This is a genomic window from Nocardioides aquiterrae (assembly GCF_039526625.1).
GTDB classification, from domain to species: Bacteria; Actinomycetota; Actinomycetes; order Propionibacteriales; family Nocardioidaceae; genus Nocardioides; species Nocardioides aquiterrae.
Genome location: NZ_BAAAJE010000002.1, coordinates 431,348 through 450,176 on the forward strand (window position 1 = coordinate 431,348; position 18,829 = coordinate 450,176).

Sequence of the window (18,829 nt, forward strand, 5' to 3'; positions counted from 1 at the left end):
GGCCCGCTCGCGGCCGTCGGTCGAGGTGAAGGCCACGCCCGCGTCGAGCACGCTCGCGACCTCGGCCGCGATGCCGTCGAGGTTCCCGCCCTCGAGCACGATCCGCGTCAGCGCGGTGTGCAGCGCGTCGACGCGCGCCAGCGCCGCGCTCGCCAGCTCCTCGCGGTCACCCGTTATCAACTTCTGCACTCCCCTGCCCGGCCCGTTGGCACAACCTCACATCGGCAAACGGTAACCCGCCCCGCTAGCGTCGGCGTGGTGATCCCCGTGAGTGCGCCGCCCCGCGTGCGGGCGCACCTGCGCGGCGCCCCGGACGGGCCGGTGCCGGTCGTGCACCGCGGCCGGGACGCCGTGTACGTCGAGGTGGCGGGCCGGGTCGTCGGGGTCGTGGGCCGCCGGGCGGTCGCGGTGCCGTGCGCGCTCCGCGCCGACGTCGAGGCGTTCGACGTCACCAGCGCCGCCCTGCGGGGCGGCGAGCTCCACCTCGACGGCGAGCCGCTGCGCATCGGCCGGGTGGTCGACGTGTCCGTCCCGCGCCGGGCGACCGGCGCGACCGCGCCCGCTCCCCCGCCCGGCGACGTCGACCGGATGGTCGGGCACGGCGACGGGCTCACGCCGTACGACGACGACGTGCTGTGCGGCTGGTTCGCCGCCCACCGCGCGCTCGGTGTCGCCACCCCCGACGTGGACGCCGCGGTCCGCGCCCGGCTGGACCGGACCACGCTGCTGTCCGCGACGCTGCTGGACTGCGCCATGCACGGCGAGGCGATCCCCGAGTTCACCACGTGGCTGGCCGCGCCCGCCGACCCCACCCGGACCGCCGCCCTGGCGGCCGTCGGCCACAGCTCCGGACGCGGCCTCCTCCAGGGCGGCCGCTTCGCGCTCGACCACCTGAGGAGTGCCGCATGACCACCCACGTCGAGCTCCGGCCCGGCGCCTACGCCGACTCCGTCACGCTGCTGCAGGTCTCCCGGACCGTGCAGGGGCTCGACGGCGTCGTCGCCGCCCAGGTCGCGATGGCGACGCCCCTGAACATCGAGGTGCTGACCGGCATGGGCTTCGACGTCCCCGCCGAGGCCACGCCGAACGACCTGGTGGTCGCGCTCCGGCTCGAGGACGCCGGCGCGCTGGCGACGGCGCTCGCCGGCGTGGACCAGGCGCTGCGCGACGCGAACCGCCGCGAGACCGGGCCGTCGGAGCAGGCGCCGCCGCGCACGACCGGCAGCGCGTTCCGGCGTACCTCCGACGCCATCGCGCTCGTGTCGGTCCCCGGCCCGAGCGCGTTCGTCGAGGCGATGGACGCGCTCGAGGCGGGCCACGACGTCATGGTGTTCAGCGACAACGTGCCGCTGGACCAGGAGGTCGCGCTCAAGCGGGCGGCCGCCGAGCAGCGGCTGCTGGTCATGGGCCCGGACTGCGGCACCGCGGTCGTCGGCGGCCTCGGGCTGGGCTTCGCGAACGTCGTCTCCCCCGGCCCGGTCGGCATCGTCGCCGCGTCCGGCACCGGCTGCCAGCAGGTCCTCGCGCTGCTCGACCACGCCGGCGTCGGCGTCTCCTCGGCGCTCGGGGTCGGCGGGCGCGACCTGTCCGCCGAGGTCCGCGGGCTCGCGACCCGGGAGGCGATGCGCCGCCTCGACGAGGACCCCGCGGTCGAGCTGATCGTGCTGATCTCCAAGCCCCCGGCCGACGACGTCGCCGCCGAGATCCGCGAGTACGCCGGCACGCTGGCCACTCCCGTGGAGTACGCGCTGCTCGGGCCCGGGCAGCCCGACCTCACCGCGGCCACCGAGGCGGTGCTGCGCCGGCTCGGCCGGGAGGTGCCGGCGTGGCCGGTCACCGGGTCGGCCGCGCCGAACGCCGGGGCCATCCGGGGCCCGTTCGCGGGCGGCACCCTCGCGAGCGAGGCCCGGCTGATCACGGAGCTGCTCGCGGGCACCGGCGGCGGCCACACCTTCGTCGACTTCGGCGACGACGAGTACACCGCCGGCCGCGCCCACCCGATGATCGACCCGTCCATCCGCCTCGAGCACCTCGCCCGGGCCGCGGCCGACCCGGCGACCGGGGTGCTGCTGCTGGACGTCGTCCTGGGGCACGGTGCCGAGCCCGACCCCGCCGCCTCCCTGGCCCCGGCGCTCGCCGGGATCGGGAAGCCGGTCGTCGTGGCCGTCGTCGGCACCGACGCCGACCCGCAGGGGCTGGCCCGCCAGGTGCGGGCCCTGGCCGACGCGGGCGCCGAGGTGCACCTGTCCAACGCCGGCGCCACCCGCCGCGCGATCGAGCTGAGCGGAGGACGCGCATGAGCACCCCTGCTGCTGTCGTCAACGTCGGGGCCGACCTGTTCGCCGAGGCCGTCGAGGACCAGGCGGTCCCGGTCACCCGGGTCGACTGGCGCCCGCCGATGGAGGGCACCGAGGCCGACCTCGCCGCGGTCGCGGCCGACCCGCTCCGCCGGACGGCGAACGAGCGCGCTCTCGCGGCGATGCTCGACGTCACCGCGACGCTGGTCGACGTGGCGCCGGCGTCCGAGGTGCTCGGCCTCCAGCGCGGCGAGTTCCTGCACGCCGGCCCGCCGATCGCGTGGGAGCGCACCTCCGGCCCGCTGCGCGGCGCGCTCATGGGTGGCGCGGCCCTCGAGGGACTGGTCGACGACCCCGAGGCCGCCGTACCGCTGTTCGAGTCCGGCACGGGCGTCAGCCTCGAGCCGTGCCACCACCGCTCCGCCGTCGGCCCGATGGCCGGCGTGGTCACGCCGAGCATGTGGATGTTCGTGCTCGAGGACCAGGCAACCGGACGGCGCACCTACTGCTCGCTCAACGAGGGCCTCGGCAAGGTGCTCCGGTACGGCGCGTACGCCCCCGAGGTGCTCACCCGCCTGCGCTGGATGGGCGACGTGCTCGGCCCGCTGCTGCGGGCCGCCGTGCGGTCCCGCATCGATGGTGGAGCCGGGCCGGTCGACGTGACCGGCATCCTCACCCAGATGCTGCAGATGGGCGACGAGGCGCACAACCGCAACCGCGCGGGCACGCTGATGCTGCTCCGCGACCTGTCCCCCGCGATGGTCCTCTGCAGTGAGGAGGCCGGGTTCGACGGCGCCGACGTGGCCGAGGCGCTGCGGTTCATCGGCGGCAACGACCACTTCTTCCTCAACCTCGCGATGCCCGCCTGCAAGCTGGCGCTGGACGCCGCGCGCGGCATCGAGGGCTCGACGATGGTCGTGGCCATGGCCCGCAACGGCACCGACTTCGGGATCCAGGTGGCCGGCACCGGCGACGAGTGGTTCACCGGGCCCGCCCAGCTCGCGGACGGGCTGTTCCTCGGCGACTACGGGCCGGACGACGCCAACCCCGACATCGGCGACAGCGCGATCACCGAGACCGCCGGCATCGGCGGCTTCGCGATGGCGACCGCCCCGGCCATCGTGCGGTTCGTCGGCGGCTCGGTGCCGGACGCGCTGGCGACCACCCGCCGGATGCATGAGATCACCCTCGGCGAGAACCCGCGCTGGTCGGTCCCGGTCCTGGAGTTCCAGGGCACCCCGACCGGCATCGACGTGAGCAAGGTGTGCCGGACCGGGATCCTGCCGCAGATCAACACCGGCATGGCCGGCAAGGTCGCGGGCGTCGGCCAGGTCGGCGCCGGGCTGGTCACGCCGCCGGCGGAGATCTTCCCGCAGGCGCTCAGTCGGCTCGCAGCGCTGGCGGCCGCCAGAACGCCTTCCTGATGTCGACGCTGCCGTTCGGCCGCAGCGGGGTGCCCTCCTCGAGGTAGTGCCACCGGGCCTCCTCGAGGTGGCTCGGCGGCAGCGACCCGTCGGCGCGGACGACCCGCCACCAGGTGACCCCGCCGCCGTGCTGCGCCATGGTCGAGCCGACCAGCCGCGGCCCACCTCCGCCGAGCAGCGCACCGACGACCTCGGCGATCGCGCCGTACGTCGACACCCGGCCGCGCGGGATCGACTCGACGCACTGCAGCACCCGCTCGACGTACTCCTCGTGGTCGAGACTCACTCCGTCCTCCGGACCTCGATGGCGGCGGTGCCGGCGATCGTCGCGACGCACGCGACGGCGACGCCGAGCACCCAGATGCCGGGCTGCTCCGGCTCGCCGCGCAGCGCCCGGGCGGCGAGCCAGGCGCCCGGGACGGTGAGCAGCACCAGCCCGGCCCGGCGCGCCCACAGCAGCACGGTCGCGCGGTCGACCGGCATCTCCCGCGGGCCGTACGACGCCAGCAGCGCCGCCACGTGGGCGGCGACCAGGGCGACCGCGGCGACCAGCACCGAGGCCGGGACGCCGTCGCCGAGCGAGACGGACCACCACACCAGCACCAGCAGCCCGGCGCCGGCCACGACCGGCGAGTCCGGCACGGCCGCGGCGACCGCGGCCAGGCCGGCGAACGCGAGCACCAGCCACCAGGGCGGCCAGTGCCCGGCCGGCCCGGTCATCAGCAGGGCGACCAGCAGGCCCACGAACACCGTCGCGCGCAGGATCATCGGGGTCCCCGCGGAGTTGTTCGGGGGAGCGAAGCGGAGGAGAAGAACTTCGTGGGGTGGTTCATCTGGTCACCACCCGGGGCACCTGGGCGCGCCGCGCCAGCCGGTGCATGACGTCGTCGAGGGTGCCGGGCCCGCGCCAGGCGACCACCGGGCAGCCGAGCGCGGCGAGCCGGTCCAGCACCACGGAGCGCTCGACCCGGCGCATCCGCCAGGCCAGCGCCGCGAGCGCCGGGTCGGCGCCCTCGGCGACCGCCGGCTCCGCGTCCGGCGGCAGCGTGTCGACGACGAGCACCGCGACGCCGCGCTTGGTGAGGCTCGCGGCGACGGTGCCGATCGACTCCGCGAGCATCGGCGACAGCACGACCACCACCGCGCCGCCGGTCACGCCGAGGTGCAGCGTGCCCTCCCCGGCCTCGCCGACCCGCACGGCGGCGAGCCGGTCCTGGATGCGGCGCAGGTGCCGGGCGCCCGCGCCGTACCCGACCTGCTCACGGCCACGGCCCACGACACGGAGCGCGACCCGGTCGCCGGCGCGGACGTGGTGCTCGGCGATCGCGGCGGCGGCGCGGACCGTGAGGTCCATGCTGCTCGCGGCGCCGCCGACCCCGCCGGAGACGCCGTGGTCGGCGAGCGCGTCGACGACCAGCAGCACCCCGGTGTCCTCCTCGGCGCGGGTGGTGACGACGTGCAGGTTGCCGGTGCGCAGCGAGACCCGCCAGTTGATCCGGCGCAGCCGGTCGCCGGCGAGGAACGGCCGGATGCCGGCCAGCTCGGTGCCGCTGCCGGTGCGCCGGGAGCGGTTCCGGCCGACCAGGCCGAGCGGCTGCGGCACCTCCGCGCGCGAGTCGTACGGCGCGGTCGTCGGCAGCACCCGGACCGGCTGGCCGCCGCGGACGACCGGGCCGAACCGGAAGCCCGCCCACCGCGTGTAGAGCGCGACGTTCTCCTCCCCCAGCATCCGACGGCCCCAGCGCCGCGGGCTGATCTCGATCGCCGGGACGCCGTGCGCGACCAGGCCGCCCACCCGGCCGTCGTGCGGGCGCTGGGCGACGTACGGCGGCCGGCCGGCCGCGCGGGTGACGTACTCGGCGTCCTCCGCTCCGTCGAGCGTGAGGCGGGACGTGGTGCCGAGCCCCTCCTGGAGCGCCACGTGGTCGAGGCGCGCGTCGATCCGCGGCTCCCGGGTCGGCCGGTGCACGAGCATCACCGCGGCGAGCACCACGAACGGCGCGGCGAGGACGACCACGGCGGGGTCGCCGGCCACCAGCGCCAGCGCGACGCCGACGGCACCGAGCACCAGCGCCCGGCCGAGCGCGGAGGTGGGGCGCCAGCCGGTCATGGCCGGGCGAGCGTCGAGGGGGTCGGGACCTGCTGGAGGACGGCGTCGACCACCGACCGACCGCTGACGTCGGTCATCCAGAGGTCGGGCTTCACCGTGATCCGGTGCGCCAGCACCGAGCGGGCGATCGCCTTCACGTCCTCCGGCACGACGTAGTCGCGGCCGCGCAGCAGCGCGAACGCCCGTGCGGCGAGCACCAGCCCGAGCGAGCCGCGCGGGGACGCACCCGTGAGCACGTCGGGGTGGTTGCGGGTGGCAACCGCGAGGTCCACGCAGTACCGGCCGACGCTCTCGTCGACGGTGACGGTCTCGACCGCCTCCTGCATCGCCAGCAGCCCGGCGCCGTCGGTCACCGCGTCCAGCTCGACCTCCTCCCGGCGCCGCGTCATCCGGCGGGCGAGCACGTCGTACTCCTCGCGGGCCGACGGGTAGCCGAAGCTGACCCGCAGGAGGAACCGGTCGAGCTGCGCCTCGGGCAGCGGGAAGGTGCCCTCGTACTCGATCGGGTTCGCGGTCGCGAGGACGTGGAACGGCGCGGCCAGGGCGAAGGTCTCCCCCTCGACGGTGACCTGGCGCTCCTGCATCGCCTCGAGCAGCGCGGCCTGGGTCTTGGGCGGGGTCCGGTTGACCTCGTCGGCCAGCAGCAGGCCGGTGAACAGCGGGCCGCGCCGGAACTCGAACTCGCCGCGGCGCTGGTCGTAGACGAACGAGCCGGTGAGGTCGGCCGGCAGCAGGTCGGGGGTGAACTGCGCGCGGGTGAACTCGATGCCGAGCGCCCGGGCGAAGGACCGCGCGGCCAGCGTCTTGCCGAGGCCCGGGAAGTCCTCGAGCAGCACGTGCCCCTTGGCGAGCACCGCGGCGAGCACCTGCAGGAGCGCGTCGCGCTTGCCGACGACGGCCTTCTCGACCTCGTCGATCACGCGACCGGCGAGCGCGGCGGCCTCCTGGGTGGACAGCTGGGGGGACATCTGGTCGGTCACAGCTCCTCGATCCTGGTCAGGCAGCGGTCGATGTCGGCCGGCGAGAGCCGGCGCACGGGTCCGTCGAGCACCGCGGCGAGGTCGGGGCCGACCAGCGCCTCGCCGCGCGGGTCGGCGCGGTGCACGCCGTACCGCTGCCGGAGCACCTGGTCGGTCAGCGTCGCGAGCCGGTCCCGCAGGGCGCCGTCGGCGCTGCGCGCCGCGAGGTGGGCCTCGATCAGGTTCACGTAGCGGGCCAGCCGCGGGTCGCCGCCCTCCCGCACGGACGGCCGCTCGACCTCGACGGTCCAGCTCGGGCCGCCCTCGGACAGGGTGTCCAGCACCAGCCCGAGCACGCCGACGCAGGTGGCGACGAGCAGCGCGAGGCGGACGGCGTCGGGGCCGGTGTCCGCGAGCACGAGGACCACCTCGAGCACCGCGAACGTGAGCACGCCGGCGCCGGCGCGGCGCCACCAGCGGCGGCTCGGGGGCGAGGGCATCATGCCGGGATGCCGATCGTGCGGTGGATGGCGTCCAGGGCGTCCAGCGCCTCCTGGCGGTGCGCCTCGGTCAGCTCGTGGTCGGAGAACCGCGCCTCGCGGTAGAGCCGGCCCAGCCGGGACACCGCAGGCTGGTGTGCGTCGACCAGGTCGAGCACCCGCATCGTGTACTCCGAGGAGGTCTCCCACGGGTGCCGGGCCACCCCGGCCGCGGCCGCTTGGGTCTCGAACCGGTGCCAGCACGCCACCACGGCGTTGCGCGGGGTGCCGGCCGTGGCGAGCTCGTCGCGCTGGGCCCCGGCGTCCCTCAGCATCTCCTGCGCGACGGCGTCCGCGGGCTGGAGCACCTCGAAGTCGGGGTCGTCGCCGCCCTCACCGCGCCCGCCCCGGTCGCCGCGCCGCCGCCGGCGGACGCGCCAGGACAGCAGCGGTCTGCCGACGTACCGGAGGAGCAGGTAGACCGCCAGCGCCGCGAGCGCGACGTCGACCAGGAACGCGGCGGTCCGCACCCAGCCCGGCGGGTCCTGGCGCTCCCCCTCGGCGCTCGGCGTCAGCTCGCCGGCGTCCCGGGACTCGAGCCGGTCGGTGCTCGGCGTGCCGGCCGGGGAGGGGCCCGGCCCGGTCAACACGTCGCTGGGACCGATGGAGGCGGCCCACGCGGCGAGCACGACGACCAGCAGGGCCGTCGCGACGACGGCCGCGACCGCCGTTGCGCCTGCCCGCCGCCCGCTCATGCACCGCAAACTACTTGAAATGGCCGGCGGCCCCGTCCCAGCGGGACGGGGCCGTCGGGGAGCTCCCTCGGAGGCAGGCTCAGAGGCTGTTTCAGAGGATGGGCGAGAACGGCTCGGTGCCGTTCACCAGGGTGACGCCGGACATGCCGTGCGAGTTCGCGTACGCGAGCTCCTTGGCGAGGTCGCCGATGTTGTTCGACGCGGGCAGCGGCAGGAGGCCGAGGGTCGACAGGACGCCGATCGCCGAGCCGTCCGCGCTCAGGAAGCCGGAGCCGGAGTCACCGGGGATGCCCGGGGTGACCGTGTACAGCGGGTGCGACCAGCCGCCGTCCGCCGGGTCGTCACCCAGGCTGACCCCGGTGTGCGGCGACAGCGGCTCGAGGCCGGCGCGCAGGCTGGAGTTGCCGTAGGTGTAGACGCGGTCGCCCGCGGCGGTGCCGTCGGTGTCGATGCCGGTCGGGCCGCCCCAGAACGGGACGCTCGGGTTCACCTTGGCCACGTCGGCGGCGTCGACCTTGACCAGCGCCAGGTCGTTGTAGGCGCAGGTGTTCGGGTCGGTCTCGCCGGCCTTCTTCATCGCGTCCCAGGAGGAGTACGCCAAGGTGCCCGTGCCGACCTGGGTGCCGTCGCTGACCAGGCTGCCGCCCTCGTTGAAGGTGACCTTGGTGCCGAGCGGCAGCGACTGGGTGTTGCAGCCGTTGGTGTCGGTCGCCGCGCCGGTGCCGGCGCAGTGCGCGGCGTACCCGACGTACACGACGCCGGCGCTGTCGGTGTACACGAAGTTCGCGGTGCACTGGGCGCCGTCGGTGTACATCATCGTGCCGGGGTGGATCTGGGCCGTGTCGGCCGGCGCCCAGGTCGGGGCGGCGGACGCGGGGGCGGCGGTGGAGAAGGCGGCGGCGAGGACGCCGCTGCTGAGCACCGCGGCCGCGGCCGCGGCGTGCTTGGCGGAGAAGCGCATGAGGTGGTGGACCCTCCCGATAGGGGTGCCGGGCAGGTCCCGGCAACCGTCAACTCTGACGGGGGGCCAACGAGCCTCGACCCGCTGGAGTTACGGACGAGCAGTCACCGTGCCCACCCGAAAGGGTGGACTGGACCGGCCCGGGGTGAGGCGTCCAGCGCAATTGCGCGCCCAGCCTTGCGTTACCGGCGGGTAAGGCAGGCTGAGCGCGCAATTGCGCAGAGATGCGGCTCAGTACGACGGCTGCGAGGGGTCGATCTGGTTGACCCAGGCGACCACGCCACCGCCGACGTGCACGGCGTCGGCGTACCCGGCGCCCTTCACGATCGCGAGCGTCTCCGCCGACCGGACACCGCTCTTGCAGTGCATGACGATCTGCTTGTCGCTCGGCAGCTTCTCCAGCGCGGAGCCGTTGAGGAAGTCGCCCTTGGGGATGAGCACCGAGCCGGGGATCCGGTTGATCTCGAACTCGTTGGGCTCGCGCACGTCGACGAGCACGAAGTCGCGGGTGCCCTCAGAGCGCTCCTTGAGCATGTGCTCGAGCTGGGTGACCGAGATCGTCGAGCCGGCGGCGGCCTCGGCGGCGTCGTCGGAGATCGCGCCGCAGAACGTCTCGTAGTCGATGAGGCCGGTGACCGTCGGGTTCTCCCCGCACAACGCGCAGTTCGGGTCCTTGCGGACGCGCAGCTTGCGGTACTCCATCTCGAGGGCGTCGTAGATCATCAGCTTGCCGATCAGCGGCTCGCCGATGCCGGTGAGCAGCTTGATGGCCTCGTTGACCTGGATGGAGCCGATCGACGCGCAGAGCACGCCCAGCACGCCGCCCTCGGCGCAGCTGGGGACCATGCCCGGCGGCGGGGGCTCCGGGTACAGGCAGCGGTAGCAGGGCGCGTCGTCGGCCATCGTGGGCGCGAACACGGACGCCTGGCCGTCGAAGCGGTAGATCGAGCCCCAGACGTACGGGATGCCCAGGAAGTACGCCGCGTCGTTGACCATGTAGCGCGTGGCGAAGTTGTCGGTGCCGTCGACGATCAGGTCGTAGCCACGGAAGATCTCCATGACGTTGTCGTTGTCGAGGCGCGTCTCGTGGACGATCACGTCGACGTACGGGTTCGTCTCCGCGATCGACTCCTTCGCCGACTGCGCCTTCGACTTACCGATGTCGGACTGGCCGTGGATGATCTGGCGCTGGAGGTTCGACTCGTCGACCTCGTCGAACTCCGCGATGCCCAGCGTGTGCACGCCGGCCGCGGCCAGGTAGAGCAGCGCCGGGCTGCCGAGACCGCCGGCGCCGATGACCAGCACCTTGGCGTTCTTCAGGCGCTTCTGACCCGTCATCCCGACGTCCGGGATGATCAGGTGCCGGCTGTAGCGGCGGACCTCGTCGATGGTCAGCTCGTCCGCGGGCTCCACGAGCGCGGGAAAGGACACGGCGTACTCCTCGATCACGTTGGGGGGTTCGCTCCTCCCAACAAGCTTCGTTCCCGCCATGTTCCCCGCGCCTCCGGGCGCGGATCGCCGCGTCCCGTCATCCGGACGGGTGTGACCGCTCGCCCGTCTCGACACGCCGCTCGCGACCTCGTTCCTCGGTCGCGCGGCTCGCTCGACCACCGTCACCCGGTCCGCTGCGCGTCCCGGGTAGTGTTCGGCGCGTGACGGCAGAGCAGTACGACGTACCCGCGGCGCGACCGCGCGGCGCCCGCATGCCGCGGCGCGAGCGTCGTGCGCAGCTGATGGAGTCCGCGCTCGAGGTGTTCGTGGCCCAGGGCTACCACGCGGCGGCCATGGACGACATCGCCGAGCGCGCGGGCGTGTCCAAGCCGGTGCTGTACCAGCACTTCCCGGGCAAGCTGGACCTCTACCTCGCGCTGCTCGAGCAGTCGTGCGACACGATCATCGAGAACACCCGCGCGGCGCTGGAGTCCACCCAGGACAACAAGCACCGGGTCGCGGCGACCATGGACGTCTTCTACGAGTACGTCGCCGGCGACTCCGGCGCGTTCCGGCTGGTGTTCGAGTCCGACCTGACCAACGAGCCCGCGGTGCGCGAGCAGGTCGACCGGGTCACGACCGAGTGCGCCGCGACCATCGCCCACGTCATCCACGACGACACCGGCCTGCCCGACGACGCCTCCCGCCTGCTCGCGGTGTCGCTGGTGGGAATGGCCCAGGTGAGCGCCCGGTTCTGGCTGTCGGACCCCGGCGCGATCAGCAAGTCCGACGCCGCCGGCCTGGTGGCCGGCCTCGCGTGGCGCGGCATCCGCGGGTACCCCCGCACCGACGAGCACTGACAGACCAACGCAAGAAGGAGGACCTCGTGGAGGTCAAGATCGGCGTCCAGAACGCCGCGCGCGAACTGCACATCGACACCGACGAGACGTCGGACGCGATCGAGAAGCAGGTCGCCGAGGCCCTTGCGGCCGGCGGTGTGCTGTCGCTGGCCGACAACAGGGGCCGTAAGGTCGTGGTCCCGGTCGACAAGCTCGCCTACGTCGAGATCGGCCACGGGACGCTGGGCCAGGTCGGCTTCCGGTCCTAGCGGAGACGCGCCAGCGGATCCGCTGATGGTGGTCGAGCGAGCCGCGCGGCTGAGGAACGAAGCCGCGACCGGCGTGTCGAGACCCGGTGACGTGCCCGCCGACGGTGACTAGCTGTCCAGCCCGAGCTCGGCCATCCGCTCGGTGTGCCGCTCGGTGATCCGGGTGAACATCCGGCCGATCGCGGCCAGGTCGATCCCGGGCCGGTCGACGCCGCCCGCGAGCAGCGCGGAGAGCGGCTCGCGGTCGACGATCACCCGCTGCGCCTGGGTGAGCGCCTCCCCCATCAGCCGGCGGCCCCACAGCGCGAGCCGGCCGCCGAGCCGCGGGTCCGCGGCGATCGCCGACCGCACCCGGTCGACCGCGAAGGCCGCGTGGCCGGAGTCCTCCAGCGAGGCGAGCACGAGCTCGCGGGTGTCCGCGTCGAGGTACGCCGCGATCTCGCGGTAGAAGTCGTTGGCGAGCCCGTCGCCGACGTACGCCTTGATCAGCCCCTCGAACCAGTCGCCGGGGGCGGTGTACTCGTGGAACCGGTCGATCGGCTCCTGGAACGGCGCCATCGCCGCGAACGGGTCCGCACCGAGCTCGGTGAGCCGCTCCCGGAGCCGGGCGACGTGCGCGAACTCCGCGGTCGCCATCGACGCGATCGCCACCTTGTCCTCGAGCGTGGGCGCCAGCTTGGCGTCCTCGGCGAGCCGCTCGAAGGCGGAGATCTCGCCGTACGCGATGGCGCCCAGCAGATCCACGATCGCCTCGCGGTACTGCGGATCCTCGAAGGCGACGGGCGTGGATGCGGTCACGTGCGCACCCTACCGATAGACTGCAGGCGTTAGAGGTCGCGCCCACCTCCGGGCGCACCCGCGTATGTGCGCGGCAGACCGCTCCCAGATCTCGTGGATGAGTCCGCCGCAAACCGACGGTAGTTGACTCACGAAAGAGACAGAACCCTGACCACGTTCCGAGAGCTCGGGGTGCTCCCCGAGATTTGTGACGCGCTCGAGCGCGCCGGCATCACCACCCCCTTCGCGATCCAGGAGATGACCCTCTCGGTCGCCCTCCTCGGCACCGACCTGATCGGCCAGGCCCGCACCGGCACCGGCAAGACGCTGGCGTTCGGCATCCCGGTCCTCCAGCGCAGCGTCGCCCCCAAGGACCCCGACTATGCCGAGCTGCCCCAGGGCAAGCCGCAGGCGCTGATCGTCGCCCCGACCCGCGAGCTCGCGCTCCAGGTCTCCAACGACCTCGCGCTGGCCAGCGCCGACCGCGGCCTGCGCGTCCTCACCGTCTACGGCGGGGTCGGCTACGAGCCGCAGCTCGACGCGCTGAAGGCGGGCGTCGACATCGTCGTCGGCACCCCGGGCCGCCTCATCGACCTGTCCAACCGTCGCGCCCTCGACCTGTCCCACGTGCACGCGCTCGTGCTGGACGAGGCCGACGAGATGCTCGACCTGGGCTTCCTGCCCGACGTCGAGAAGCTGCTGCGGATGACCCCCGAGACCCGCCAGACGATGCTGTTCTCGGCCACGATGCCGTCGGCGATCGTCGCGCTGGCCCGGATGCACATGCGGCACCCGATGAACATCCGCGCGGAGTCGTCGTACGAGAACGCCACCGTGCCCGCCACCGCGCAGTTCATCTACCAGGTGCACGACCTGGACAAGCCCGAGATCATCGGCCGGCTGCTCCAGGCCGAGGACGCCGACAAGTTCATCGTGTTCACGCGCACCAAGCGCCAGGCGCAGCGGGTCGCCGACGACCTGGCCGAGCGTGGCTTCAAGGCCAGCGCGCTGCACGGCGACATGGCCCAGGTGGCCCGCGAGAAGGCGCTGACGAGGTTCCGCGAGGACAAGCTCCGCGTGCTGGTCGCCACCGACGTGGCCGCCCGTGGCATCGACGTGGCCGGCGTCTCGCACGTGATCAACTACAGTTGTCCCGAGGACGACAAGACCTACGTCCACCGGATCGGCCGCACCGGCCGCGCCGGCGCGACGGGCACCGCGATCACGTTCGTCGACTGGGCGGACCTGCACCGCTGGAAGATGATCAACAAGACCCTCGACCTGCCGTTCGACGAGCCGGTCGAGACCTACTCCACCTCCGAGCACCTGTTCCACGAGCAGGGCATCGCGCCGGGCACCAAGGGCCGGATCGTCGACGCCGCGCCCGCCGAGGCGCGCGAGGAGCGCGCGCCCCGCGACCGGAACCGCAACCGGACGCGCACCCGGACCCGCAGCGGCGAGACTCTCGCCGGCGGCGAGGGCGGCGAGAGCCCGGCTCCGGAGACCGAGGGCTCCAGCGGCAGCCGCAACCGTCGGCGTCGCCGCCGGTCGTCGGGCGGCAGCAAGCCGGCTCCGGCGAGCGAGTAGGAGCTCCGGGGAGGACTACGCGACCACGACGACGGTCGTGCCGATCGGCGCGAAGGCCCACAGGGCCTTCGCGTCGCTCTCTTTCTGGCGGATGCAGCCGTGCGACTGCGGCGTACCGAGCTGGGCCTTGGTCTGGACCGGCGCGCCGTTGTCGACCGGGATGTCGTGGAAGCCGATCGCGGCGCCGGTGTCGCCCTGCGTGAACCGCACGAACCACTTCATGGTGCCGGAGTCGTCGATCCCCCAGGCCTGCTCGGAGCGCGAGTAGACCGAGTAGGTGCCGGGGTCGAGGTTGTCGGTGACGCTGCCCGAGACCAGGTAGGTGCGGTCGACGTGCCGGCCCCTGCCGACCAGCCAGACGCGCTGCTCGCTCTGGTCGAACACGATCCGCTTCCCCGTGCCCGTGCCGGTCGGGAGGGCGGCCTCCCGCGCCGGGGCGTCGTCGGTCTCCGCGCTGACCCGGGACCCGCTCGCCGTCGGCGTGGGGTCGCTCGTCGGCGTCGGGTCCGGGCTGCTGTCGGCGACCGAGGCCGCGACCGCGGGCGGGCCGTCGCCGGACGACGGCAGCACGCCGGTGCCACCGAGCACCGCGATCGTGGTGACCGCCAGCGACGAGCCGAGGGCGGCCATCCGGCCGTAGCGCGGCCGGACCGGGGTGCCCCGGTGCCTGCTCACCGCTTGCCCTTCTTGACCTTCGGCCGCTGGGAGCGCGCGACGAGGTTCCCGGCCACCTCCCGGTAGGCCTGCGCGCCCTTGCTGCTGCGGCTGGTCGCGAGGATCGACCGGCCCGCGGCCGGCGCCTCGGCGAACTTGATCGTCTTGGGGATCGGCGGCTCGACGACCTCGAGGTCGTAGGTCTCCGAGATCGTCTCGAGCACCGTGCGGGCGTGGTTGGTGCGCCCGTCGTACAGGGTCGGCAGGACGCCCCAGACCTCGAGGCCGCGGTTGGTGAACCGGCGGACGTCGTGCACGGTGTCGAGCAGCTGGCCGACCCCGCGGTGCGAGAGCGTCTCGCACTGGAGCGGGACCAGCACGCCGTCGGCGGCGGTCAGCGCGGCGACGGTCAGCACGCCGAGCGACGGCGGGCAGTCGAGCAGGATCCAGTCGTAGTCGACCTCGGCCTCCTCGAGCGCCTCGATCATCGACCTCAGGACGTGCTCGCGGCCGGTGCGGGTCAGCAGCTCGGCCTCCGCGCGGGCCAGCTCGATCGTCGCGGGCACCAGGTCGACGCCGTCGTCGGTCTCGATCAGCACCTCGGTCGGGTCCAGGCCCTTGGTGAGCACGTGGTGGACCGAGAGCTCCAGGTCCTCGGGGTCGATGCCGAGCGAGAACGTCAGGCACGCCTGCGGGTCGAGGTCGACCAGCAGCACCGAGTGGCCGAGCTCCGCGAGCGCGGCACCCAGCGAGGCGACGGTGGTCGTCTTGGCGACCCCGCCCTTCTGGTTCGCGATCGCGAGCGTGGTGGTCATCGGGGCCCATCATGCCCGACCGGCTTGCGGAGATCGTGCACCGACCTGTTTGACTGCGCACATGTCTGTCGCGCTCGTCACCGGCCCCACCGCGGGCATCGGCCGCTCCTTCGCCCACCAGCTCGCCGAGCAGGGCTACGACCTGGTCCTGGTGGCCCGCGACCGCGCCCGGCTCGAGGCCGAGGCCGAGGAGCTGCGCTCGGCGTACGGCGTCGCCGTGGAGGTGCTGCCCGCCGACCTCGTCGACCGTGCGGAGCTGGCCACCGTCGAGGCCCGGCTGGCCGACCCCGCGCGCCCGGTCGACCTGCTCGTGAACAACGCGGGCTTCGGCCTGAAGAAGCGGTTCCTGGACAACACCGTCGACGAGGAGCAGGCGATGCTCGACGTCCTCGTCACCGCGGTGATGCGGCTCAGCCACGCCGCGCTGGGCCCGATGTCCGAGCGGGGCCACGGCGGGATCATCAACGTGTCGAGCGTGGCGGCGTTCCTGCCGCGCGGGACGTACTCGGCGGCCAAGGCCTACGTGAACAGCTTCTCCGAGTGGGCAGCCCGCGAGTACGCCGCGAAGGGCGTCACCGTGACCTGCCTGTGCCCGGGCTTCACGAAGACCGAGTTCCACGAGCGGATGCAGGTCGGCCGCGGCTCCGCGCCGGACTTCATGTGGCTCGATGCCGACGAGCTGGTGCGCACCGCGCTCAGGGACCACGCCAAGGGCAAGGTGTTCTCGATCCCGAGCCCGCAGTACAAGGCGATCTCGACCGCCGCCCGGCTCATCCCGGGCGGCGTGCTCCAGCGGTTCCAGTCGCTCGGGCGGAAGTGAGCCGCTCGTACTCGTCCGGCGCCGTGGTGTTGCAGCCCAGGTCGTGGTCGGCCTTGCCGTCGCCGTGGTAGTCACTGGAGCCGGTGGCGACCAGGTCGAGGTTCCGCGCGATCGCGCGTAGCCGGTCCCGTGCGGCCGCGTCGTGGTCCTGGTGGTCCACCTCGACGCCGGTGAGGCCCAGGTCCTTCAGCTCCGCGAACGTCGCCTCGTCGGGGTGTCCGAGCCCGCCGCGACCCCAGGGATGCGCGACCACGGACACCCCGCCCGCCTCCTGCACCAGCGCGAGCGCCCGCTCCAGCGGGACGGCGTACCGGTCCACGTGGGCGGGCCTCCCCCAGCCGAGGTAGCGGTCGAACGCGGCGGTCCGGTCGGGCACCACCCCGAGGGTGACCAGCGCGTCGGCGACGTGTGGCCGGCCCGAGGCGACCGCGCCCTGGGCCGCGCGCCGCACGTCGTCCTCGGTGATCTCGATGCCGAGCGCCCGCAGCCGGTCCACCATGACGGGCACGCGGCCCTGCCGGCCGGCCAGGACCCGGTCCAGCTCTGCGGTCAGCGGGGCGTGGGCGGGGTCGGGCCAGTAGGCCAGCAGGTGCACGCCCCGGCCGCGGTGGCGGCTGCTGATCTCCATGCCGGGCACCAGGGTCAGGCCGGTCTCCTCCGCCGCCCGCCGCGCCTCGGCCCACCCGTCGGCCGTGTCGTGGTCGGTGATCGCGAGGACGTCGAGTCCGGCGTCGACGGCCGCGCGGACCAGGCCCGCGGGCGTGTCGGTGCCGTCGCTGGCGCGCGAGTGCGTGTGGAGGTCGATGCGCACCCGTCCACCCTAGTGACCGTCACCAGGCGGGCCGCGGCCCCCCGAACGGCACCTCGACCAGCTCGGGGCCGACGCGCGACACGTCGCGCAGGATCCAGTCGTCGCGGAGCATCAGCAGCGCGGACGCCGGGCGCAGCACGATCCACAGCCAGCGGCCGCCCGCCTCCCCGGCCACGACGGAGCGGTCGAACTCGCCGTCCGCCGTGCTCGTCGACACGTCCCAGAGGCTCACCTGCTGGCTCCCGATCCGCACCCGGGCGGTCGGGACCCGGAGGGCGATCTCCGCCCCCGGGTCGTCGTACCGGGTCGCCGCGCAGCGCCCGCCCAGGCCGGTCCCGGCCTCCTCGGCCACGACGAGCACGTCGACCGGCCCGTCGAGCTCGGTGGTGCCCGACACGCAGGTCAGCGTCGCCCGGGCCCGCTCCGCGCCGTCCCCCACCGCCGCGAAGTCGGTCACGCTCCAGCCGGGCCCCATCGGCCAGGGCAGGTAGGTCGGGAACTGGCGGGTCGCCGCGAGGTGCTCGGCGAACGCCTCGTACGTCGCCTCCTCCGGCCGCCAGAGCGGCGCGGAGCCCTCGTGGTCCGGGCACGGCACCGGGCCCGAGCACCGGACACAGCTGGCCTGCAGCATGCGGCTTACGGTAAGGCAGCGCGGAGCCGGAGCGCGATGGCGTCGCGCTCGGCCTCCGCCACCCGCTGCTGCTCGTCGGCCCCGAGGTAGGCGAACACCCGCGGTCCGCGCGCGCTCTCCGGCTGGTCCGCCATCCGGGGGACGAGGTGCAGGTGGAGGTGCGAGAACCCCTCCGCCTCCGAGAACTGCATGAGGTAGGTCTTCACGCAGCCGGTCACGGACTCCAGGGCCACGCTCAGCCGGCGGACCAGCCCGCCGAGCTCGTCGGCCGCCGCGGGAGCCAGGTCGGTGAACGACCGGACGTGCCGGGTCGGGAGCAGCACCAGCCAGCCGGGCAGGCTGCTGTCGAACGCGTGTGCCACCCGCCAGTGCTCGGTGTGCACGACGTCCTCGCGCGGCGGCAGGTCGGTCCGCGCCTGCTGGTCGCAGGGGTAGCAGCCGGCGGCGCGCACTACGCCTGCTCCGCGCCCGGCACCGACAGCACGCAGAACTCGTTGCCGGACGGGTCCAGGTAGGTGCGCCACGGCAGGTCGCCCCAGGCGGAGGTGTCGACCCTGCGACCGCCGCGGGCGAGGACGTCGGCCTCCACGGCGTCGGCGTCCTCCCCCGCCTCGAGGCGGACGTCGAGGTGCCAGCGGATCTTCGCCGCGCCCTTGGGCCGCGCCTCGGGGCACAGCTCGAGGAGCGGCCCGGTCCGCGACGGGTGGCGCAGCGCCCGCGGCGCGGTGGCCGGTACGTCGGTCCAGCCGGTCAGCCACGCCCAGAACTCCGCGTCCCGGTCCGGGTCGGCCGAGTCCAGGGGCAGGGCCGCGATCGGGCCGGTGCCGGCGTACTCCTCGCGGTGCTCCATGACGCAGCAGGGGTTGCCCTCCGGGTCAGCGAGCACCACCCAGGGCGCGTCGCCCTGGCCGATGTCGAGGTGCCGGGCGCCGAGCGCCAGCAGCCGTTCGACCACGTCGGCCTGCGCCGGGCCGCCGAGCAGGTCCACGTGCAGCCGCGGCGGCTCCGACGCCGGCTCGGGGACGCGCTGGAAGCACAGGTCGAGGTACCACCCACCGTCGAGGTCGAGCCGCGTCTCGAAGCCCTCCGGCACGTCGGTCAGCCGCTCGGTGCCGAGCGCCTCCTCCCAGAACCGGCCCAGGCGCTGCGGGTAGAGGGCGTCGATGACGAGGTTCTCGAGGTACATGCGCACACCGTAGTCAGGGCCGCG

At 74.1% G+C, this 18,829-nt stretch carries 23 protein-coding genes; 7 read left to right on the forward strand and 16 right to left on the reverse strand.

Annotated features, from left to right (window positions below; genetic code table 11):
- The coding region (locus ABD086_RS04650; protein ID WP_343906093.1) for a hypothetical protein at positions 1–189 on the reverse strand (189 nt) is incomplete at its 3' end.
- A gap of 69 nt (positions 190–258) precedes the next feature.
- Between ABD086_RS04650 and ABD086_RS04655 the strand changes: the two genes are divergently transcribed.
- The 3 genes from ABD086_RS04655 to ABD086_RS04665 are packed head-to-tail and all read left to right on the forward strand — an operon-like array spanning position 259 to position 3,721.
- Complete coding sequence (locus tag ABD086_RS04655) at positions 259–909, forward strand: oxamate carbamoyltransferase subunit AllH family protein (RefSeq protein ID WP_343906095.1); 651 nt, start codon at positions 259–261, stop codon at positions 907–909.
- A complete protein-coding gene (locus ABD086_RS04660; protein ID WP_343906097.1) occupies positions 906–2,300 on the forward strand; it encodes an AllF/FdrA family protein in 1,395 nt (464 codons plus the stop codon). Before ABD086_RS04655 ends, ABD086_RS04660 begins: the two co-directional genes overlap by 4 nt.
- Positions 2,297–3,721 carry a YlbE family protein gene (locus ABD086_RS04665; RefSeq protein ID WP_343906099.1) on the forward strand — a complete coding sequence of 475 codons (1,425 nt, stop codon included), beginning with the start codon at positions 2,297–2,299 and terminating at the stop codon, positions 3,719–3,721. The genes ABD086_RS04660 and ABD086_RS04665 overlap by 4 nt, the downstream gene beginning before the upstream one ends.
- Here ABD086_RS04665 and ABD086_RS04670 read toward each other — a convergent pair.
- The 8 genes from ABD086_RS04670 to moeZ form a co-directional block, all read right to left on the reverse strand.
- Positions 3,678–4,007 (reverse strand): MGMT family protein, encoded by a 330-nt coding sequence (locus tag ABD086_RS04670; protein WP_343906101.1) that lies wholly within the window; start codon positions 4,005–4,007, stop codon positions 3,678–3,680. The two genes, ABD086_RS04665 and ABD086_RS04670, sit on opposite strands and share 44 nt — an antisense overlap.
- A complete protein-coding gene (locus tag ABD086_RS04675; RefSeq protein ID WP_343906102.1) occupies positions 4,004–4,489 on the reverse strand; it encodes a hypothetical protein in 486 nt (161 codons plus the stop codon). The genes ABD086_RS04670 and ABD086_RS04675 overlap by 4 nt, the downstream gene beginning before the upstream one ends.
- A 61-nt stretch (positions 4,490–4,550) precedes the next feature.
- Positions 4,551–5,831, reverse strand: a complete 1,281-nt coding sequence (locus ABD086_RS04680) for a DUF58 domain-containing protein (protein WP_343906104.1) — start codon at positions 5,829–5,831, stop codon at positions 4,551–4,553.
- Positions 5,828–6,799 carry an AAA family ATPase gene (locus ABD086_RS04685; protein WP_425571550.1) on the reverse strand — a complete coding sequence of 324 codons (972 nt, stop codon included), beginning with the start codon at positions 6,797–6,799 and terminating at the stop codon, positions 5,828–5,830. The genes ABD086_RS04680 and ABD086_RS04685 overlap by 4 nt, the downstream gene beginning before the upstream one ends.
- Positions 6,800–6,807: 8 nt before the next feature.
- Positions 6,808–7,290: a hypothetical protein gene (locus tag ABD086_RS04690; protein ID WP_343906108.1), complete on the reverse strand. Its 483-nt coding sequence runs from the start codon at positions 7,288–7,290 to the stop codon at positions 6,808–6,810.
- The gene (locus tag ABD086_RS04695; RefSeq protein ID WP_343906110.1) at positions 7,290–8,024 is read right to left on the reverse strand and encodes a DUF4129 domain-containing protein; all 735 of its coding nucleotides are present in this window, start codon (positions 8,022–8,024) and stop codon (positions 7,290–7,292) included. The genes ABD086_RS04690 and ABD086_RS04695 overlap by 1 nt, the downstream gene beginning before the upstream one ends.
- A gap of 91 nt (positions 8,025–8,115) precedes the next feature.
- Positions 8,116–8,985, reverse strand: a complete 870-nt coding sequence (locus tag ABD086_RS04700) for a hypothetical protein (RefSeq protein WP_343906111.1) — start codon at positions 8,983–8,985, stop codon at positions 8,116–8,118.
- Positions 8,986–9,216: 231 nt separating this feature from the next.
- Entirely contained in the window at positions 9,217–10,416 is a 1,200-nt protein-coding gene (gene moeZ, locus ABD086_RS04705) for an adenylyltransferase/sulfurtransferase MoeZ (protein WP_343906113.1), read from the reverse strand.
- Positions 10,417–10,688: 272 nt separating this feature from the next.
- On the opposite strand from moeZ, the gene ABD086_RS04710 reads away from it, so the two are divergent.
- Together ABD086_RS04710 and ABD086_RS04715 are read left to right on the forward strand one after the other, a co-directional pair.
- Positions 10,689–11,276, forward strand: a complete 588-nt coding sequence (locus tag ABD086_RS04710) for a TetR/AcrR family transcriptional regulator (protein WP_343906450.1) — start codon at positions 10,689–10,691, stop codon at positions 11,274–11,276.
- A 26-nt stretch (positions 11,277–11,302) separates the two neighbouring features.
- Positions 11,303–11,524 (forward strand): DUF3107 domain-containing protein, encoded by a 222-nt coding sequence (locus ABD086_RS04715; RefSeq protein ID WP_343906115.1) that lies wholly within the window; start codon positions 11,303–11,305, stop codon positions 11,522–11,524.
- Positions 11,525–11,632: 108 nt separating this feature from the next.
- On the opposite strand, the gene ABD086_RS04720 is transcribed toward ABD086_RS04715, so the two are convergent.
- The gene (locus ABD086_RS04720) at positions 11,633–12,322 is read right to left on the reverse strand and encodes a ferritin-like fold-containing protein (RefSeq protein ID WP_343906117.1); all 690 of its coding nucleotides are present in this window, start codon (positions 12,320–12,322) and stop codon (positions 11,633–11,635) included.
- Positions 12,323–12,493: 171 nt separating this feature from the next.
- Here ABD086_RS04720 and ABD086_RS04725 point away from each other — a divergent pair, with 171 nt between their 5' ends.
- The gene (locus ABD086_RS04725) at positions 12,494–13,888 is read left to right on the forward strand and encodes a DEAD/DEAH box helicase (protein WP_425571534.1); all 1,395 of its coding nucleotides are present in this window, start codon (positions 12,494–12,496) and stop codon (positions 13,886–13,888) included.
- A 15-nt stretch (positions 13,889–13,903) separates the two neighbouring features.
- Here ABD086_RS04725 and ABD086_RS04730 read toward each other — a convergent pair whose 3' ends face one another.
- Positions 13,904–14,563 (reverse strand): L,D-transpeptidase, encoded by a 660-nt coding sequence (locus tag ABD086_RS04730; RefSeq protein ID WP_343906121.1) that lies wholly within the window; start codon positions 14,561–14,563, stop codon positions 13,904–13,906.
- Positions 14,560–15,357, reverse strand: coding sequence for a ParA family protein (locus ABD086_RS04735; protein ID WP_343906122.1), 798 nt, complete (start codon positions 15,355–15,357; stop codon positions 14,560–14,562). The genes ABD086_RS04730 and ABD086_RS04735 overlap by 4 nt, the downstream gene beginning before the upstream one ends.
- A gap of 61 nt (positions 15,358–15,418) precedes the next feature.
- On the opposite strand from ABD086_RS04735, the gene ABD086_RS04740 reads away from it, so the two are divergent.
- The gene (locus tag ABD086_RS04740; protein WP_343906124.1) at positions 15,419–16,177 is read left to right on the forward strand and encodes an SDR family NAD(P)-dependent oxidoreductase; all 759 of its coding nucleotides are present in this window, start codon (positions 15,419–15,421) and stop codon (positions 16,175–16,177) included.
- On the opposite strand, the gene ABD086_RS04745 is transcribed toward ABD086_RS04740, so the two are convergent.
- Genes ABD086_RS04745 through ABD086_RS04760 form a run of 4 tightly spaced genes read right to left on the reverse strand, consistent with a single transcriptional unit; the run spans position 16,128 to position 18,805 of the window.
- Complete coding sequence (locus ABD086_RS04745) at positions 16,128–16,988, reverse strand: PHP domain-containing protein (protein WP_343906125.1); 861 nt, start codon at positions 16,986–16,988, stop codon at positions 16,128–16,130. The two genes, ABD086_RS04740 and ABD086_RS04745, sit on opposite strands and share 50 nt — an antisense overlap.
- A 19-nt stretch (positions 16,989–17,007) precedes the next feature.
- Entirely contained in the window at positions 17,008–17,619 is a 612-nt protein-coding gene (locus tag ABD086_RS04750; RefSeq protein WP_343906126.1) for a DUF6758 family protein, read from the reverse strand.
- Positions 17,620–17,624: 5 nt separating this feature from the next.
- Entirely contained in the window at positions 17,625–18,071 is a 447-nt protein-coding gene (locus ABD086_RS04755) for an HIT family protein (protein ID WP_343906127.1), read from the reverse strand.
- On the reverse strand, positions 18,071–18,805 hold the full coding sequence (locus tag ABD086_RS04760) for a VOC family protein (protein WP_343906128.1): 735 nt from the start codon (positions 18,803–18,805) through the stop codon (positions 18,071–18,073). Before ABD086_RS04760 ends, ABD086_RS04755 begins: the two co-directional genes overlap by 1 nt.
- Between the last annotated feature and the right edge of the window lie 24 nt (positions 18,806–18,829).

Excerpts from the sequence above, each read along its gene's own strand:
- ABD086_RS04660 (WP_343906097.1), top strand. The coding sequence starts at position 906 with ATGACCACCCACGTCGAGCTCCGGCCCGGCGCCTACGCCGACTCCGTC.
- ABD086_RS04665 (WP_343906099.1), top strand. The coding sequence starts at position 2,297 with ATGAGCACCCCTGCTGCTGTCGTCAACGTCGGGGCCGACCTGTTCGCC.
- ABD086_RS04675 (WP_343906102.1), bottom strand. The coding sequence starts at position 4,489 with ATGATCCTGCGCGCGACGGTGTTCGTGGGCCTGCTGGTCGCCCTGCTG.
- ABD086_RS04680 (WP_343906104.1), bottom strand. The coding sequence starts at position 5,831 with ATGACCGGCTGGCGCCCCACCTCCGCGCTCGGCCGGGCGCTGGTGCTC.
- ABD086_RS04685 (WP_425571550.1), bottom strand. The coding sequence starts at position 6,799 with ATGTCCCCCCAGCTGTCCACCCAGGAGGCCGCCGCGCTCGCCGGTCGC.
- ABD086_RS04690 (WP_343906108.1), bottom strand. The coding sequence starts at position 7,290 with ATGCCCTCGCCCCCGAGCCGCCGCTGGTGGCGCCGCGCCGGCGCCGGC.
- ABD086_RS04695 (WP_343906110.1), bottom strand. The coding sequence starts at position 8,024 with ATGAGCGGGCGGCGGGCAGGCGCAACGGCGGTCGCGGCCGTCGTCGCG.
- ABD086_RS04700 (WP_343906111.1), bottom strand. The coding sequence starts at position 8,985 with ATGCGCTTCTCCGCCAAGCACGCCGCGGCCGCGGCCGCGGTGCTCAGC.
- ABD086_RS04710 (WP_343906450.1), top strand. The coding sequence starts at position 10,689 with ATGCCGCGGCGCGAGCGTCGTGCGCAGCTGATGGAGTCCGCGCTCGAG.
- ABD086_RS04735 (WP_343906122.1), bottom strand. The coding sequence starts at position 15,357 with ATGACCACCACGCTCGCGATCGCGAACCAGAAGGGCGGGGTCGCCAAG.
- ABD086_RS04740 (WP_343906124.1), top strand. The coding sequence starts at position 15,419 with ATGTCTGTCGCGCTCGTCACCGGCCCCACCGCGGGCATCGGCCGCTCC.
- ABD086_RS04750 (WP_343906126.1), bottom strand. The coding sequence starts at position 17,619 with ATGCTGCAGGCCAGCTGTGTCCGGTGCTCGGGCCCGGTGCCGTGCCCG.
- ABD086_RS04760 (WP_343906128.1), bottom strand. The coding sequence starts at position 18,805 with ATGTACCTCGAGAACCTCGTCATCGACGCCCTCTACCCGCAGCGCCTG.